The sequence below is a fragment of the Pseudomonas oryzihabitans genome (assembly GCF_007665395.1).
GTDB classification, from domain to species: domain Bacteria; phylum Pseudomonadota; class Gammaproteobacteria; order Pseudomonadales; family Pseudomonadaceae; genus Chryseomonas; species Chryseomonas psychrotolerans_C.
The window spans coordinates 339972-354047 of record NZ_VDND01000001.1 but is presented as its reverse complement, the minus strand read 5'-3'; the positions used below and the strand labels follow the sequence as shown (position 1 = coordinate 354047).

The window sequence follows — 14076 nt, the reverse complement described above, 5'->3', positions numbered from 1 at the left end:
GTTGGGTATGCTGGGCAGCTGTGCGCTGCTGGGAGGGGGGCAGGACGCCGCGGCCGAGGGCTTCCTGGAAGACAGCAAGCTCACCCTGACCCTGCGCAACTACTACTTCGGCAGCGATCGTCGCAATGGCCGGGCGGACCAGCAGGACTGGACCCAGGGCTTCCTGCTCGACTACCAGTCCGGGTTCACCCAGGGCACCGTTGGCTTGGGCATCGATACCTTCGGCTATCTGGGACTCAAGCTCGATGGCGGTCCCGGCCGGCGTGGCACCGGCAACCTGCCGGTCCATGCCGGCAACGAACCCGCCGACGAATATGCCCGTGCCGGTGCGGCGGCCAAGGTACGCCTGGGCAAGACGGTGGTGCGCTATGGCCAGCAGCTACCCACGGCGCCGGTGTTCGCCATCAGTACCAGCCGACTGTTGCCGCAGAGCGCGACCGGTTGGAGCCTGCTGAGTACCGAGGCGCCTGACCTGGCCCTGGAGGCCGGCCACTTCACGGCCGGCACCGATCAGGTCAGCACCAACCGCGATGGCGACCTCTGGGCCGGCTACGCCCGGCGGCGGGCCGACCATGTCGACTTCGCCGGCGGCAAGTACAGCCTGGCCAAGGGTGTCAGCCTGTCGCTCTATGCCGCCCAGCTCGACGACATCTGGAACCAGTACTACGGCAACTTCAACCTGGTGCAGCCGCTCTCGGCGACCCAGGCACTGACCGTCGACGTCAATCTCTACCGCACCCTGGACACCGGCGCGGCCAAGGCCGGCCCCATCGACAATACCTCCTACAGCCTGGCAGCCGCTTACAGCCAGGGCGCCCAGACCTTCACCCTCGGCTGGCAGCGGATCGATGGCGATACGCCCTTCGACTATATCGGGCTGGGTGACAACAACCGGGTGGGCGGCGGTCTGTTCCTCGGCAATGCCTCGATGTTCTCGGACTTCAACGCGCCGGGCGAGCGGTCCTGGCAGGCGCGTTACGACCTCAACTTCAAGACCCTGGGGGTGCCGGGCCTGAGCTTCATGACCCGCTACATCAAGGGCACCGATATCGACGGCAGCCAGCTACCGGCGACCAGTGCCTATCGTGGCCTCTATGGCGCCGACGACCAGGAGCGGGAGCTGAACGTGGAGGGCCGCTACACCCTGCAGTCCGGTTCGGCCAAGGGCCTGTCGATCAGGGTCCGCCAGGCCTGGCATCGCGGCTCGCTGTCCACGGGAGGCTCGGTCGACCAGCTGCGGGTGATCCTCGACTATCCCTTGCGCCTGTTGTGAAGGTGGCCAGTGGTGGTCATCCCGGCCAGGGCCGGGCGTAGGGTCACAGTCGCGCCAAGCGATGCGCGGCGATGCGTCCGGAATCGCCAGCAGCCCGGCGGCTCTGGAGCGGGCGGCCAGGGGGCAGCGGTATCGTTGCGTTGCTTCGCATTCGGTTACAGCACCTGCGTTCGAGGTGAGAGAACGAATCGGCGCTTGGCCTGCCTAAACAGTGTCCAATCAACCTGGAGTCCTACCATGAACGCAAAGAAAACCGCCGCCTTGATGTTCGCTGGCCTGATCGCCGTCAGTGGTGCCGCTTTCGCCACCGAGACCGCCGGTAATCCGCCGAAGGCCAACAGCGCTGGCATGGGTACCCCGTCGGGTCAGAAGACCGGTGAGGGTGCAGGTGCGGCGACCGGTGCCGGCAAGACCACCATCAATGAGCAAGGCCAGAAGCAACAGCAGTAAGGCTTATGGGTCGCCGGCTCTGGCTGGCGGCCCGTTACCTTTTCTCAGAGCGGAACTTTATCGGCATCGCCTGTCCAAGGGAGCCGAGCGCGTGGCTACAGGGGTTAGATGGTGAGTGCGGAAACTGGCAAGGTTGTCCTGGTAGTCGAGGATGAGCCGCAGATCTTGATGATTCTGGCGGACTACCTTTCCGAACTTGGCTATACCGTCCTGCAGGCGCCTTCATCGTTGGAGGCCTTCACTATCCTGGCGGGCCGCCCCTGTCTCGACCTGCTGATCACCGACTTCCGGCTGCCCGACGGGGTGTCTGGCGTGAAGATCGCCGAGCCCGCCCTCAAGCTGCGTCCCGATCTCAAGGTGCTGTTCATCAGTGGCTACCCGGCGGAGATCATCGACACCGGATCGCCGTTGCTGGGCAAGGTCCCGCTGCTGACCAAGCCGTTTTCCCTCGAACGCCTGCACCTGCAGGTGCAAAAGCTTCTCGGCGCCTGATCGGCGCTCCGCCAGAGATCGTTTTTCCGCTTGGGTAGTCTATTGACCAGGCGCGACCAGTCCGGTCGCCGCAGGTTGGGAGACATCGCCGTCCATGGCCATCAAGCATTTCACTCATCACGAAGCGATCTCGTCCGCCGTTCCGGCTGAACAGGGATTCGAAGCCGTCATTGCCGTCAAGGCACGCCGGGAAGATGCGCATCCGACCTTTCACAAGGTCGCCACCGAGCGTCATTTCGATCTGGCTTCCGAGGCGGAGGAGGCGGCCGATGCGGCGCTCAATCGCGTGACCGAAATCGGCGATGACGATGAACTCCTCTGGGACGAGCAGGCCGTCTGATGAACCGAGACCAAGGAAAGGCCGAAGAACCTCGACAGGGTCAGGAGTCGGGTCCGGATGATCCGGAGCTGACTCGTGAAGAAGCGGAGGATGTCGACGAAAATCAGCTGCCACGGGCCGCGGTCCTGCACGAGATCATCCGGACCCAGGGTGATCACGAACTCGAGCGGACCCTGGCAGCGTTGTTCTGGTCGGCGCTGGCGGCGGGCCTGACCATGGGGCTGTCGCTGATGGCCATGGGGTTGCTCAACGCCAACCTGCCAGAAGGCGGCTACAGCAAGGTCATCGCCAGCTTCGGCTATTCGGCTGGTTTCCTGGCGGTGATCCTGGCGCGGCAGCAGCTGTTCACGGAAAACACCCTGACCGCGGTGCTGCCGGTGATGAGCGAACCCACGCTGCACAATTTCGGCCGCCTGGCGCGCCTGTGGGGAGTCGTGCTGGTGGGGAATCTGCTAGGCACCATCCTGGTGGCCTACGTGATCCTGCATCTGCCACTGTTCGATGCCAAGACCGATGCGAAATTTCTCGAGATCGGTACCCATGTCATGGAAAACGACGCCTCGACCATGTTCGCCAAGGGCATAGTCTCCGGCTGGATGATCGCGACCATGGTCTGGATGCTGCCCTCCGCGGAAAGCGCCAAGATCTGGATCATCGTGCTCGTCACCTACCTGATGGCCCTGGGTGACTTCACCCACATTGTGGTGGGCAGCCTGGAGGTCGCCTATCTGGTGTTCGCCGGGGAAGCGAGCTGGGGGGATTTCTGGCTGACCTTCGCCGGCCCCACCCTGGCCGGCAACATCGTCGGGGGTAGCCTGATCTTCGCGCTGATCAGCCACGCCCAGGTACGGAGCGACAGCTGAAAGCAGAAGGGCCGGCATATTGCCGGCCCTTCGCAGTGATCAGGCAGCCGCCGCTATCACTCGTCGTCGTTGAGCTGGCCCATGGCGGTGGTGTTGAAGCCGCCGTCGACGTAGAGGATCTCGCCGCTGATGCCCGACGCCAGGTCCGAGCAGAGGAAGGCGCCGGCGTTGCCGACTTCGTCGATGGTGACGTTGCGACGCAGGGGGGTCTGGCGCTCGTTGGCGGCCAGCATCTTGCGGAAGCTCTTGATGCCCGAGGCCGCCAGGGTGCGGATGGGACCGGCGGACACCGCGTTGACGCGGGTGCCTTCCGGGCCGAGGCTGCCGGCCAGGTAGCGTACGCCGGCCTCGAGGCTGGCCTTGGCCATGCCCATGACGTTGTAGTTGGGCATGGTGCGCTCGGCACCCAGGTAGGACAGGGTCAGCAGGCTGCCGTTACGGCCGCGCATCAGTTCGCGACCGGCCTTGGCCAGGGCGACGAAGCTGTAGGCGCTGATGTCGTGGGCGATCTTGAAGCCATCGCGAGTGGTCACGGCGGTGAAGTCGCCGTCCAGCTGGTCGCCGGGGGCGAAGCCCACCGAGTGCACGATGCAGTCCAGGCCGTCCCACTTCTTCGCCAGCTCGGCGAAGACGGCTTCGATCTGGGCGTCGTCGGCGACGTCGCAGGGGAAGCACAGCTCGGGACCGGAGCCCCAACCGGCGGCGAATTCCTCGACGCGGCCCTTGAGCTTCTCGTTCTGGTAGGTGAAGGCCAGCTCGGCGCCCTCGCGGTGCATGGCGGCGGCGATGCCGGAGGCGATGGACAGCTTGCTGGCGACACCGACGATGAGAACGCGCTTACCGGCGAGAAATCCCATGGTTTTTTCCTCTTCTGTGTTGAATCCCCGGCCGCAGCCAAAGGGCTGGGTCCCGGGTTGGGCAGGGCTCTGCGCGGGTCAGAGCGAGATCTGGCCTGGCCCTTCTCGAGGGCCAGGCACGGGTGGGGCGGTAAGGTAGCAGGTCGATACCCGCGACAAAAGCGCTGGATGAACGCTGCGGTGAGCGGTCGCGGCTCAGTTGAGGAACAGGGTCAGGGTCTGGCCGGGTGTCAGGGCCGAGGCGACGCGTGGATTCCAGTCCTGCAAGGCCTGGACGCCGATGTTGTAGCGCTTGGCGATCTGGTACAGCGAATCGCCCGCCTTCACCCGATAGTAGGTGGGGGCGCTCTTGCTGGCCTTGCCGGCCACCTTGGCGGTCTTGACCGTGTAGGACGCAGGGATGGCCGCGGCGGTCTCGGTCGCACCGCCATTGCCGTGCAGCTTGAGGGTCTCACCGACCTTGAGGCCGCGCTTGCCGAGGTCGTTCCAGCGCTTGAGGTCGCCCAGCTCCACGTCGTTGGCCCGGGCGATGGACCAGAGGCTATCGCCAGTCCTGACCTTGTAGGTGCGGACCACCGGCTCTTCGGCCACGGCGATGGTTTCGAGCGGTGTCGTGGTGTTGCCGGTCTCGCGGCGCGGGATCAGCAGTTCACGCCCCGCGGCCAGGCGGCTGCCGCTGCTGAGCTTGTTCAGTGCGGTGAGCTGCTCGACGCTCACGCGATTGCGCTTGGCGACGCTGCGCAGGGTATCGCCCCGCCGGACCCGGTACTCCTGCCACTGCACCACGGCATCGGAGGCGATGGTGGGCAGGGTGGCCATGAGCCGCTTGGCCTTTTCTGCCGGTACCAGCAGGTGCTTGGGACCGTCCATGGCCACCCGCTGGGTGTAGGCGGGATTCAGCCGGTAGAGTTCGTTGGCATCCAGGTCCGCCAATTCCGCGACCCGGGTCAGGTCCAGCTGCTGCTTGATGTCCACCACCTCGAAGTAGGGCTCGTCGGGAATGGATTCCAGGGCGAGGCCATAGGCGGCGGGGTTGCGCACGATCTGGGAGACGGCGAGCAGCTTGGGCACGTAGTCCTGGGTTTCGGGCGGCAGCGAGGACAGGTTCCAGTAATCGGTGGGCAGGCCGAGCGACTGGTTGCGCTCGATGGCGCGGCTGACCGTGCCTTCGCCGGCGTTGTAGGCGGCCAGGGCCAGCAGCCAGTCACCGCCGAACATGTCGTGCAGCTTGCTCAGGTAGTCCAGGGCGGCGTTGGTCGAGGCGGTGATGTCGCGGCGACCGTCGTAGAAGCGGGTCTGGCGCAGGTTGAAGTACTTGCCGGTGGTGGGAATGAACTGCCACAGGCCGGACGCCGCGCTGCGGGAGAGGGCATTGGGGTTGAAGGAGCTTTCCACTACCGGGAGCAGCGCCAGCTCCAGGGGCATGTTGCGCTCTTCCAGGCGCTCGACGATGTAGTGCAGGTAGGGCGCACCGCGGCTACAGGACTGGGAGAGGGCCGCTTCGTGACTGGCGTACCAGAGGCGCTGGCGATCGATGCGCGGGTTGGTGCCGTTATCGCCCGCGCCTTGCAGTTGGTAGCCGTCCCTGACCCGATCCCAGATATCGCCGCTGGTGGCCGCTGCCGCCGGGGCCTTGCGCAGCCATTCCGGCGGCCGCTGGATCTTGTTGGGCGCCATTTCCAGATCGGCCTGATAGGCGCGATCCGCCGGTTGCTGATTGCTCTGGCAACCGGCGAGGAAGAGGGCGAGGCACAGCGCCGAGACTTTGAAAGAGGTGGCCAGCACGTCTGTTTCGCGGGTTTTCGGCGTCGCTGGCGGCATCAGTCTGGGCATTCCGGGAGCTGGAGGATGGGCGATTCTAGGAACCGCACCCCCGGGGGTCAAGGAACAACCCACAGGCCTGTGACCGGAACGACGGCCGGAACGGCGGTGCGGCCGCCTTCCGGAGGGCCTTCGTCAATGCATGTCAGAACGTGTCCTTCCAGGCTCTCAAGGCGGCGAAGAAGGTATCCTCCGACGCATCCGCGGCCACCCCGCGCTCGTCCTGCAGGCGGCGTCGCACACTGGCTTCGGCGGTGCGCAGGAAGGGGTTGAAGGTGCGCTCGCGAGCCAGGGTGGTGGGCAGGGTGGGGCGGTTGGCTTCGCGCAGGCGACGGGTCTCTTCCAGCGCTGCCTGGACCGCCGGATTGGCGGGTTCGACCGCCTGGGCGAAGCGCAGGTTGCTCTGGGTGTATTCATGACCACAGTAGATCGCGGTGGCATCCGGCAGGCTCGCCAGCCGCTGCAGCGAGGCCAGCATCTGGCTCGGCGTGCCCTCGAAGAGGCGCCCGCAACCGGCCGAGAACAGGGTATCGCCGCTGAACAGCAGGGGATGTTCGCCGGCCAGGTAGTAGGCGATGTGGCCGGCGGTATGGCCCGGTACCCGCAGCACCTCGAAGGTGGCGCCGAGGACCTCCAGGCGGTCGCCGTCCTGCAAGGCGAGGTCGACCCCGGCGATGCGCTCGTCGGCCGGCGCGGTGACCCGGGCGCCGCTACGCTGCTTGAGTGCGGCGATGCCGCCGGTATGGTCATTATGATGGTGGGTGATGAGGATGTCGGTCAGGCGCCAGTCCGGATGGGCGTCGAGCCAGGCCAGCACCGGGGCCGCATCGCCCGGGTCGACCACGACCGCCTGTCTCGTCGCGGCGTCCTTGAGCAGCCAGATGTAGTTATCGTTGAAAGCGGGCAGGGGCAGGATGTCGAACATGGGTACGCTCTCTGGTGGGACGGCAGGTCCCTAGGGTAGCAAGTCAGTGGCAGGGCAATAGCTTCGGCTTCCGCAAGAGAGGACCAGACGATGCATGATGAATTCTCCGCCCAGGTCGATCCGCGCTGGCTGAAGCTCATGAGCTCCGCTCGCGAGTGGCTGGCCGGGCCGCTCGGCCAGCTGTTGCTGGAGCAGGAACGGGTGCTGATCGACGAAGAGCTCAAGCGGCACTTCGGCAGTTATCTCGTCCACTATGGCCCGCATCCCGAATCGCCGGCCAACTGTGGCCAGCTGCGTCACTCGGTGCGTATCGGTCCGCCGCTGGGCGATGTCGACATCGTCTGCGAGGAGGGGGCCTGGCCGCTGGGCGAGCATGCCGCCGATGTGGTGCTGTTGCAGCACGGCCTGGATTTCTCGCTGGCGCCCCATCGGCTGCTGCGCGAAGCGGCGCTGAGCGTGCGGCCCGGTGGCCATCTGGTGGTGGTGGGGATCAATCCCTGGAGCCTGTGGGGCGTGCGTCACTACCTGGCCCGGGACGCGCTGCGCAAGGCGCGCTGCTTCGGTGCCAGCCGGGTGGGGGACTGGTTGTCGGTCCTGGGCTTCGCGCTGGAGAAACGTCGCTTCGGGTGTTATCGTCCGCCGCTTTCATCCCCCAAGTGGCAGCAGCGCCTGGCCTGGATGGAGCAGGGCGAGCCCGAACCCCCTTGCGAGCAGGCAGCGGGCGCGGGCTTCTACCTGCTATCGGCGCGCAAGCTAATGTTCGGCTTGCGCCCCGTGCCTCAGGCGCGCAAGGAACCGCGTGGCAAGCTGGTGCCCATGCCGGTGGCCAAGATCAGCCGGCGCGAATCGAGTGAATCCAATGAGTGACGACATCGTCGAGGTCTTTACCGACGGCGCCTGCAAGGGCAATCCCGGCCCCGGTGGCTGGGGCGCCTTGCTGAAGTTCAAGGGTGCGGAGCGCGAGCTCTGGGGTGGTGAAGCCAACACCACCAACAATCGCATGGAGCTGATGGCGGCCATCCAGGCCTTGGCGGCGCTCAAGCGCCCCTGCCGGATCCGCCTGACCACCGACTCCGAATACGTGATGAAGGGCATCACCCAGTGGCTGGTGAACTGGAAGAAGCGCAATTGGCAGACCGCCGCGCGGCAGCCGGTCAAGAACGCCGAGTTGTGGCAGGACCTGGATGCCCAGGTTCAGCGCCACGACGTCGAGTGGCGCTGGGTGCGCGGTCATACCGGCCACCCCGAGAACGAGCGCGCCGACCAGTTGGCCAACCGGGGGGTCGATGAAGTCCGCAAGACCCTGCAGGCCGCCAAGGCGTAACCCGCCAGAGAGGAAACGATGAGATACGTAGTTCTGGATACCGAAACCACCGGCATGCCGGTAACCGATGGCCACCGCATCATCGAGATCGGTGGAGTGGAAGTCATTGGCAGGCGGCTGACCGGGCGGCATTTCCATGTCTATCTCAATCCGGATCGGCAGATCGACGAAGGCGCCATCGCGGTCCACGGCATCACGGACGAATACGTCGCCGACAAACCGCGCTTCGCCGAGATCGCCGACAGCTTCTTCGAATTCATCGAAGGCGCCGAGCTGGTCATCCATAACGCGCCCTTCGACGTGGGCTTCATCAACATGGAGTTCGCCCGGCTGGGCAGCCATCCCGAGCGGGCCGACATCGCCCAGCACTGTTCGGTGCTCGATACCCTGGTCATGGCGCGCGGACGGCATCCCGGCCAGCGCAACAGCCTGGATGCCCTGTGCAAGCGTTATGGCGTAGACAACTCCAATCGCGAGCTGCACGGCGCCCTGCTCGACGCCGAGATCCTCGCCGACGTCTACCTGGCGATGACCGGTGGCCAGACCAGCCTGTCACTGGCGGCCCACGGCCAGGAAGGCAACGGCGATGGCGACTACATCATGCCGATCCGGCGCCTGCCGGCCGAGCGCCCGCGCACGCGGGTGATCACGGCCACCCCGGCGGACCTCGATGCCCACGCCGCCCGGATGGCGGCCATCGAGAAGAGCTGTGGCAGGAAGCCGCTCTGGCTGGCGGGTTCCCCCGCGGAATAATTACTCCCTCCTGGCGCGAATGCCCGGCCTCGCCAGAGGCCGGGCATTCGCGTTCGTCCGAATAAGCTGAAAGGCTTCACAATTTTCAGCTACCGTTCAACAAGGATGCTGCAGGCTGGTCATTTGAGCCCGCATGAAGCCTCACATTTCGAACTACGCGGAACTTTCAGAGTCAGGAAGTTTCATATGACGATTCGGAATGATCGCTTCGCTTTTGTGGATGTACAGGTCTAGCGTTCCAGAGCGGTGGTTCCAGTGGATGCTCGTGGCAAGGCGACGAGTGAGCGTTGGATGAATGGCGTGGCCCGGTCAGGAAGACGCGGGTATCCAGGCTCCATCAGGAATAGCAAGCCTTTCTTCCCGTTTTAGAGTGGCGTTTGCGAGGTTGTAATGGCGCAGGAGGCGTAAGGCACCATGGTGACCGGAGCGAGAGCTTTGAGCTTGGTTCGTGAACAGCTGTTCGCGACCATCGAGGAAGCAGAGTCCCATCTTGAACGATTCATCGTCGAACGGCACTGCAGCAGCCTGTTGCAGCGGGCCGTCGAGAGCATCGGCCAGATCCGTGGCGCCCTGACGCTCATCGAGCTTTCAGGTGCCCAGCTGTTGGCGCACGAGACGCTGCAGATCGCCAATGACATTCCCGCCGGCGCGGGCGCCGAGCACGACGAGCACCTCATGGCGATCTGCCGGGGGCTGCACGTCCTGCGTCGCTACCTTGAACAACTGCGCAGTGGCCAGGACGAGATGCCCGAGCTGCTGCTACCGGCTATCAACGCGCTGCGCCTGGCGGGCGGCGAGCCCGAACTGCCGGAAAGCTACTTCTTTAGCGTGCGCCTCGATCAGCGCCCGGCTGTCACCGAGGTGACCCGGCTGGCGGCGCGGGAGCGCCAGGCCCAGGCGCGCAGGATGCGGCAGATGTACCAGATCGGCCTGCTGGGGTTCCTGCGCGATGTCACAGGCACCGCCAGCCTCAAGCTGATGGCGCGGGCGCTCGAGCGTTCCGCCGCCCTGCTGCATGACCACGTCGGCGGTTACCTGCCCTGGGTGGCCGCCGCCACTGCCGAGGGTTTCGCCCAGGGTCGGCTGACCGCCACCCGTGAGCGCAAGCAGCTGTTCGCCCGCGTCGACCGCGAACTGCGCCAGATGCTCAGCAACGAACTGCACGAGCCGGCGCGCAGCACCCTCAAGGAATTGCTCTATCTGCTGGCACTGGCGGGCGTCGACAGCGCCCATCCGCGTCAGGTCATGGCCGCCTACGGCATCGAACGACTCGGTTTCACCGACGCCCAGCTCGAAGCCGGCAAGAAGCGCCTGGCCGGCCCGGGGCAGGCGGTGATGCACTCGTTGTCCGCCGCCATCCGCGAAGAGCTTGATACGGTGAAGGACCTCATCGATCTCATCGAAGGCGAGGTGTGCACCAGCAGCGAAGCAGGGCGGGTGCCGCTGTCGGACAACTTCTCGCGGCTGTACGTCCAGGTCGGGCTGCTGGGCAAGACCCTGGAGATGGTGGGCCAGGAGAGCGCCGGCCAGATACTCCAGCAGTGCCTGCCGAGCATCTCCCAGCTGAGGGACCGCAGCCTGGTGCTGGAGGACCTCGCGCCCCTGGCTGATGCGCTGCTGCTGGTGGAAAGCCTGATCGCCCATCCCGAAGGGCAGGGCTCGCTGATGGACGTCCCGCTGGAAGCCCAGGACGTGCAAGGCAGCGTCGCCAACTACCAGCTCGGCGAGGCCCAGGCCTTGCTGCATCGGGAAGCCTACCGCGGTCTGACCGATGCCAAGCGCGCCATAGGCGCCTTCCTCGACTCCCGTGGCGATACCCTGCACCTGGCGACCGTGCCGGCGTTGCTCGATACCGTGCGCGGGGCGTTGTTCTTCCTCGGTAATCCGCGGGCGGCCGAGCTGGTGCGCGCCTGCACCGGCTATATCCAGCGCTGCCTGATCGAGGGTGGCCAGGCGTGCGAACCCGCGACGCTGGAGATGCTGGCGGATGCGCTCAGCAGCATCGAATTCTTCGTCGAGAGCGGCGGTACCGAGAGCCAGGACGGCACGCCGGAGATCCTCGATATCGCCGCGCAAAGCATTCGTGCCCTGGGCTGGACGTCGGCCGCGGCATGATCGAGTGGCAGGCCGGCTGGTTCCAGACCACCGCGACCCCGACCGGCTGGCTGGTGGTGCATAGCGGTCAGGCCTTCCTGACCGCTGCTGCCGAGGTGCTGTTCGCCGTGGACGACCCCAGGCTGCAGGGCCTCGACGGCGAGCGCCATGGCCTGGGGCAGTGGCAGGGGCAGGCTGTCACCCTGCTGGAGCTGGACACGCCTATCGAACTCGCGGGCTGCACCTGGCAACCGCTGCGGCCGCTGATGCTGCAATCACCCCATGCGCTGTTCAAGCTGCTGGGTTACGCCAACCAGATCGGTACCTGGGCACGCCAGCATCGCTTCTGCGGTCAGTGCGGCACCCGTACCTTCGCCCTCGACGGCCAGCGCGGGTTGAAGTGTCCCCAGTGCCATCTCACCCAGTATCCACGCCTGTCGCCCAGCATGATCGCCCTGGTCACCCGCGGCGATGAGGTCTTGCTAGCACGCTCGCCGCGCTTCGCACCCGGGGTCTTCAGTACGCTGGCCGGCTTCGTCGAGCCGGGCGAGTCGGCGGAAGCCTGTGTGCATCGGGAGATCCTGGAAGAGGTGGGGGTCACGGTCACCAATCTGCGCTATCAGGGTAGCCAGAACTGGCCCTATCCCCATTCCCTGATGCTGGGCTACCACGTCGATTACGCGGCCGGTGACATCCGTTGCCAACCGGATGAGATCGAAGATGCTCGCTGGTTTCACCTGGAGCGGCTGCCGACCCTGCCGCCGCCGTTCTCCATTTCCCGCTACCTGATCGACCTCTATCGGGCCCAACGGCTAGGCGGCGCTGAACCAGTGCTGCCAGATTAGCTTGACGGTCAGCGCCAGCACGACGCAGATGAATACCGGCCGGATGAACTTGGCGCCGCCGGCGATGGCGCTGCGCGCGCCCAGGTAGGCGCCCAGGGTCAGCGACAGGCCCATGGTCAGACCCAGTACCCAGAGCACCTGGCCGAGCAGGATGAACATGACCAGGGCGACACCGTTGCTGACGAAGTTCATGGTGCGGGCCACACCGCTGGCCTTGAGCAGGTCCAGCGGATAGAGCAGCAGGCTACTGACTGTCCAGAAGGCCCCGGTTCCGGGACCGAAGATGCCGTCGTACATGCCCAGGGTCACGCCCTGGGGCCACTGGCGCCGCTGGGGGACGGGCGCGTCGCTTAGGACGGGTGCCTTCGGCGTACCACCGAACAGCAGATAGAGGGCGCAGCTGAACACCACGACGGGGAGGAGCTGGTTGAGGAATTCCGCGGACAGGTGATGGGCCACCAGGGCCCCCACGCCGGCGCCAATGGCCGTGGCGATCAGCGCGTGGCGCCACTGGCGCGGCTGGAAGAGCTTGCGGCGGTAGAAGGTATAGGCGGCGGTGGCGCTACCGAAGGTGGAGCTGAGCTTGTTGGTGCCTATCGCCAGGTGCGGCGGCACCCCAGCCATCAGCAAGGCGGGCACCGTCAGCAGACCACCGCCGCCGGCGATGGCATCGATGTAACCCGCGAGGAAGGCGACCCCGGCAAGCAGCGTCAGGGTCATGGGGTCCAGGGTGAATTCGAACATGCAGAGGGGCGCCAGGTGGGACGGGGGCGCCATCATGCATCAGACGCGCGGCCGTCACCACCGGTCGGCGAGGTCTGTCAGTCGAGGGCGGGGAAGGGCAGGCCCACGTAGTTCTCCGCCAGGGTGGTGCGCCCCGCTCTGGAATCGAGTAGCGCCTGCAGTTCGGCGTCCTGGACGCGCTGGGTGAAGGGGTCGGTATCCGGGAACCGGTGCAGGGCGGTGGTCATCCACCAGGAGAAGCGCACCGCAGCCCAGATTCGCTTCAGGCAGAGCGCCGAATAGCGTTCCAGGCAGCTGGGATCGCCGGTGCGGTAGGCGCGCTCCAGCAGCAGATGCAGGTTGCGGACGTCCCCGAGCGCCAGGTTCAGGCCCTTGGCCCCGGTGGGCGGGACGATATGGGCGGCATCGCCGACCAGGAACAGGCGACCGTACTGCATGGGCTCGACCACATAGCTGCGCAGCGGCGCGATGCTCTTTTCCAGGGATGGGCCGGTCACCAGGCGGGCGGCCGTCTCCGCGGGCAGGCGGGCCTTGAGTTCGTCCCAGAAGCGCTCGTCCGACCAGTTCTCCACCGCATCGCCCGCTTCCACCTGCAGGTAGTAGCGACTGCGGGTCGCGGACCTCATGCTGCAGAGGGCGAAGCCCCGTGGGTGATTGACGTAGATGAGCTCCTCGCTGGCAGGGGGCGTATCGCTGAGCAGTCCCAGCCAGCCAAAGGGGTAGACCCGTTCGTACTCGGTGAGCACGCCCTCCGGGATGGTGCGGCGCGAGACGCCGTGGAAGCCGTCGCAGCCGGCGATGTAGTCGCAGTCGATCCGCACCGTCTCGCCGGCGACCTGGCAAGTGACGTAGGGGCGCTCACCCTTGACCTCGTGGGGCTGGACCTCGCTGGCGAGATAGAGCGTGGTGGCGCCGCTGGCTTCCCGCGCGGCCATGAGGTCGCGGGTGACTTCGGTCTGGCCGTAGACGGTGACACAGCGTCCGCCCAGCAGGTCCTTGAGATCAAGGCGTTCGTGCTGGCCATGGAGGGCGAATTCCACGCCTTCATGGACCTGGCCTTCGCGCTCCAGGCGCTCGGCGGCACCGGCCTGGCGCAGCAGCTCGACGGTGCCCTGCTCGAGTACCCCGGCGCGGATGCGGCCGAGCACGTGGTCCGCGCTCTGGCGTTCGACGATGACGTTGTCGATACCGGAGCGGGTGAGCAGTTGCCCCAGTAGCAGGCCGGAGGGGCCGGCGCCGATGATGACGACTTGGGTTTGCATGGAGCCTGTCCTCTTGTTGGGCGTGATCGCCGC

15 protein-coding genes are annotated in these 14076 nt (G+C 66.1%); 10 read left to right on the top strand and 5 right to left on the bottom strand.

The window, feature by feature from the left end; translation table 11 throughout:
• The first annotated feature begins 7 nt into the window (after positions 1–7).
• The 5 genes from FSV73_RS01615 to FSV73_RS01595 all read left to right on the top strand — a co-directional run bounded on the left by FSV73_RS01615 (position 8) and on the right by FSV73_RS01595 (position 3418).
• The gene (locus FSV73_RS01615) at positions 8–1273 is read left to right on the top strand and encodes an OprD family porin (RefSeq protein WP_437179254.1); all 1266 of its coding nucleotides are present in this window, start codon (positions 8–10) and stop codon (positions 1271–1273) included.
• Between the two features lie 237 nt (positions 1274–1510).
• Positions 1511–1723 carry a hypothetical protein gene (locus FSV73_RS01610; RefSeq protein ID WP_145002904.1) on the top strand — a complete coding sequence of 71 codons (213 nt, stop codon included), beginning with the start codon at positions 1511–1513 and terminating at the stop codon, positions 1721–1723.
• 108 nt (positions 1724–1831) lie between these two features.
• Positions 1832–2215, top strand: coding sequence for a response regulator (locus tag FSV73_RS01605; protein ID WP_145002902.1), 384 nt, complete (start codon positions 1832–1834; stop codon positions 2213–2215).
• Between the two features lie 94 nt (positions 2216–2309).
• Entirely contained in the window at positions 2310–2555 is a 246-nt protein-coding gene (locus FSV73_RS01600; protein ID WP_017640235.1) for a hypothetical protein, read from the top strand.
• On the top strand, positions 2555–3418 hold the full coding sequence (locus tag FSV73_RS01595; RefSeq protein ID WP_145002899.1) for a formate/nitrite transporter family protein: 864 nt from the start codon (positions 2555–2557) through the stop codon (positions 3416–3418). The genes FSV73_RS01600 and FSV73_RS01595 overlap by 1 nt, the downstream gene beginning before the upstream one ends.
• Before the next feature lie 56 nt (positions 3419–3474).
• Here FSV73_RS01595 and fabI read toward each other — a convergent pair whose 3' ends face one another.
• From fabI to gloB, 3 genes are all read right to left on the bottom strand, one after another.
• Positions 3475–4275: an enoyl-ACP reductase FabI gene (gene fabI / locus FSV73_RS01590; RefSeq protein WP_145002896.1), complete on the bottom strand. Its 801-nt coding sequence runs from the start codon at positions 4273–4275 to the stop codon at positions 3475–3477.
• Between the two features lie 195 nt (positions 4276–4470).
• Positions 4471–6096, bottom strand: a complete 1626-nt coding sequence (locus FSV73_RS01585) for a lytic transglycosylase domain-containing protein (RefSeq protein WP_145004151.1) — start codon at positions 6094–6096, stop codon at positions 4471–4473.
• 145 nt (positions 6097–6241) lie between these two features.
• Positions 6242–7021 carry a hydroxyacylglutathione hydrolase gene (gloB, locus tag FSV73_RS01580; RefSeq protein WP_145002893.1) on the bottom strand — a complete coding sequence of 260 codons (780 nt, stop codon included), beginning with the start codon at positions 7019–7021 and terminating at the stop codon, positions 6242–6244.
• A 90-nt stretch (positions 7022–7111) separates the two neighbouring features.
• Here gloB and FSV73_RS01575 point away from each other — a divergent pair, with 90 nt between their 5' ends.
• The 5 genes from FSV73_RS01575 to nudC all read left to right on the top strand — a co-directional run bounded on the left by FSV73_RS01575 (position 7112) and on the right by nudC (position 12037).
• On the top strand, positions 7112–7888 hold the full coding sequence (locus FSV73_RS01575; protein ID WP_145002890.1) for a methyltransferase domain-containing protein: 777 nt from the start codon (positions 7112–7114) through the stop codon (positions 7886–7888).
• Positions 7881–8345, top strand: a complete 465-nt coding sequence (gene rnhA / locus FSV73_RS01570) for a ribonuclease HI (protein WP_145002887.1) — start codon at positions 7881–7883, stop codon at positions 8343–8345. The genes FSV73_RS01575 and rnhA overlap by 8 nt, the downstream gene beginning before the upstream one ends.
• Positions 8346–8363: 18 nt before the next feature.
• A complete protein-coding gene (gene dnaQ, locus FSV73_RS01565) occupies positions 8364–9098 on the top strand; it encodes a DNA polymerase III subunit epsilon (RefSeq protein WP_145002884.1) in 735 nt (244 codons plus the stop codon).
• A gap of 435 nt (positions 9099–9533) precedes the next feature.
• On the top strand, positions 9534–11213 hold the full coding sequence (locus FSV73_RS01560; protein WP_313955117.1) for a ferrous iron transporter B: 1680 nt from the start codon (positions 9534–9536) through the stop codon (positions 11211–11213).
• Complete coding sequence (nudC, locus tag FSV73_RS01555; RefSeq protein WP_145002878.1) at positions 11210–12037, top strand: NAD(+) diphosphatase; 828 nt, start codon at positions 11210–11212, stop codon at positions 12035–12037. The genes FSV73_RS01560 and nudC overlap by 4 nt, the downstream gene beginning before the upstream one ends.
• Here nudC and FSV73_RS01550 read toward each other — a convergent pair.
• Positions 12005–12781, bottom strand: a complete 777-nt coding sequence (locus FSV73_RS01550; RefSeq protein WP_145002875.1) for a TSUP family transporter — start codon at positions 12779–12781, stop codon at positions 12005–12007. The genes nudC and FSV73_RS01550 overlap by 33 nt on opposite strands.
• Before the next feature lie 77 nt (positions 12782–12858).
• Entirely contained in the window at positions 12859–14043 is a 1185-nt protein-coding gene (gene pobA, locus FSV73_RS01545; protein ID WP_145002872.1) for a 4-hydroxybenzoate 3-monooxygenase, read from the bottom strand.
• Positions 14044–14076: the final 33 nt, after the last annotated feature.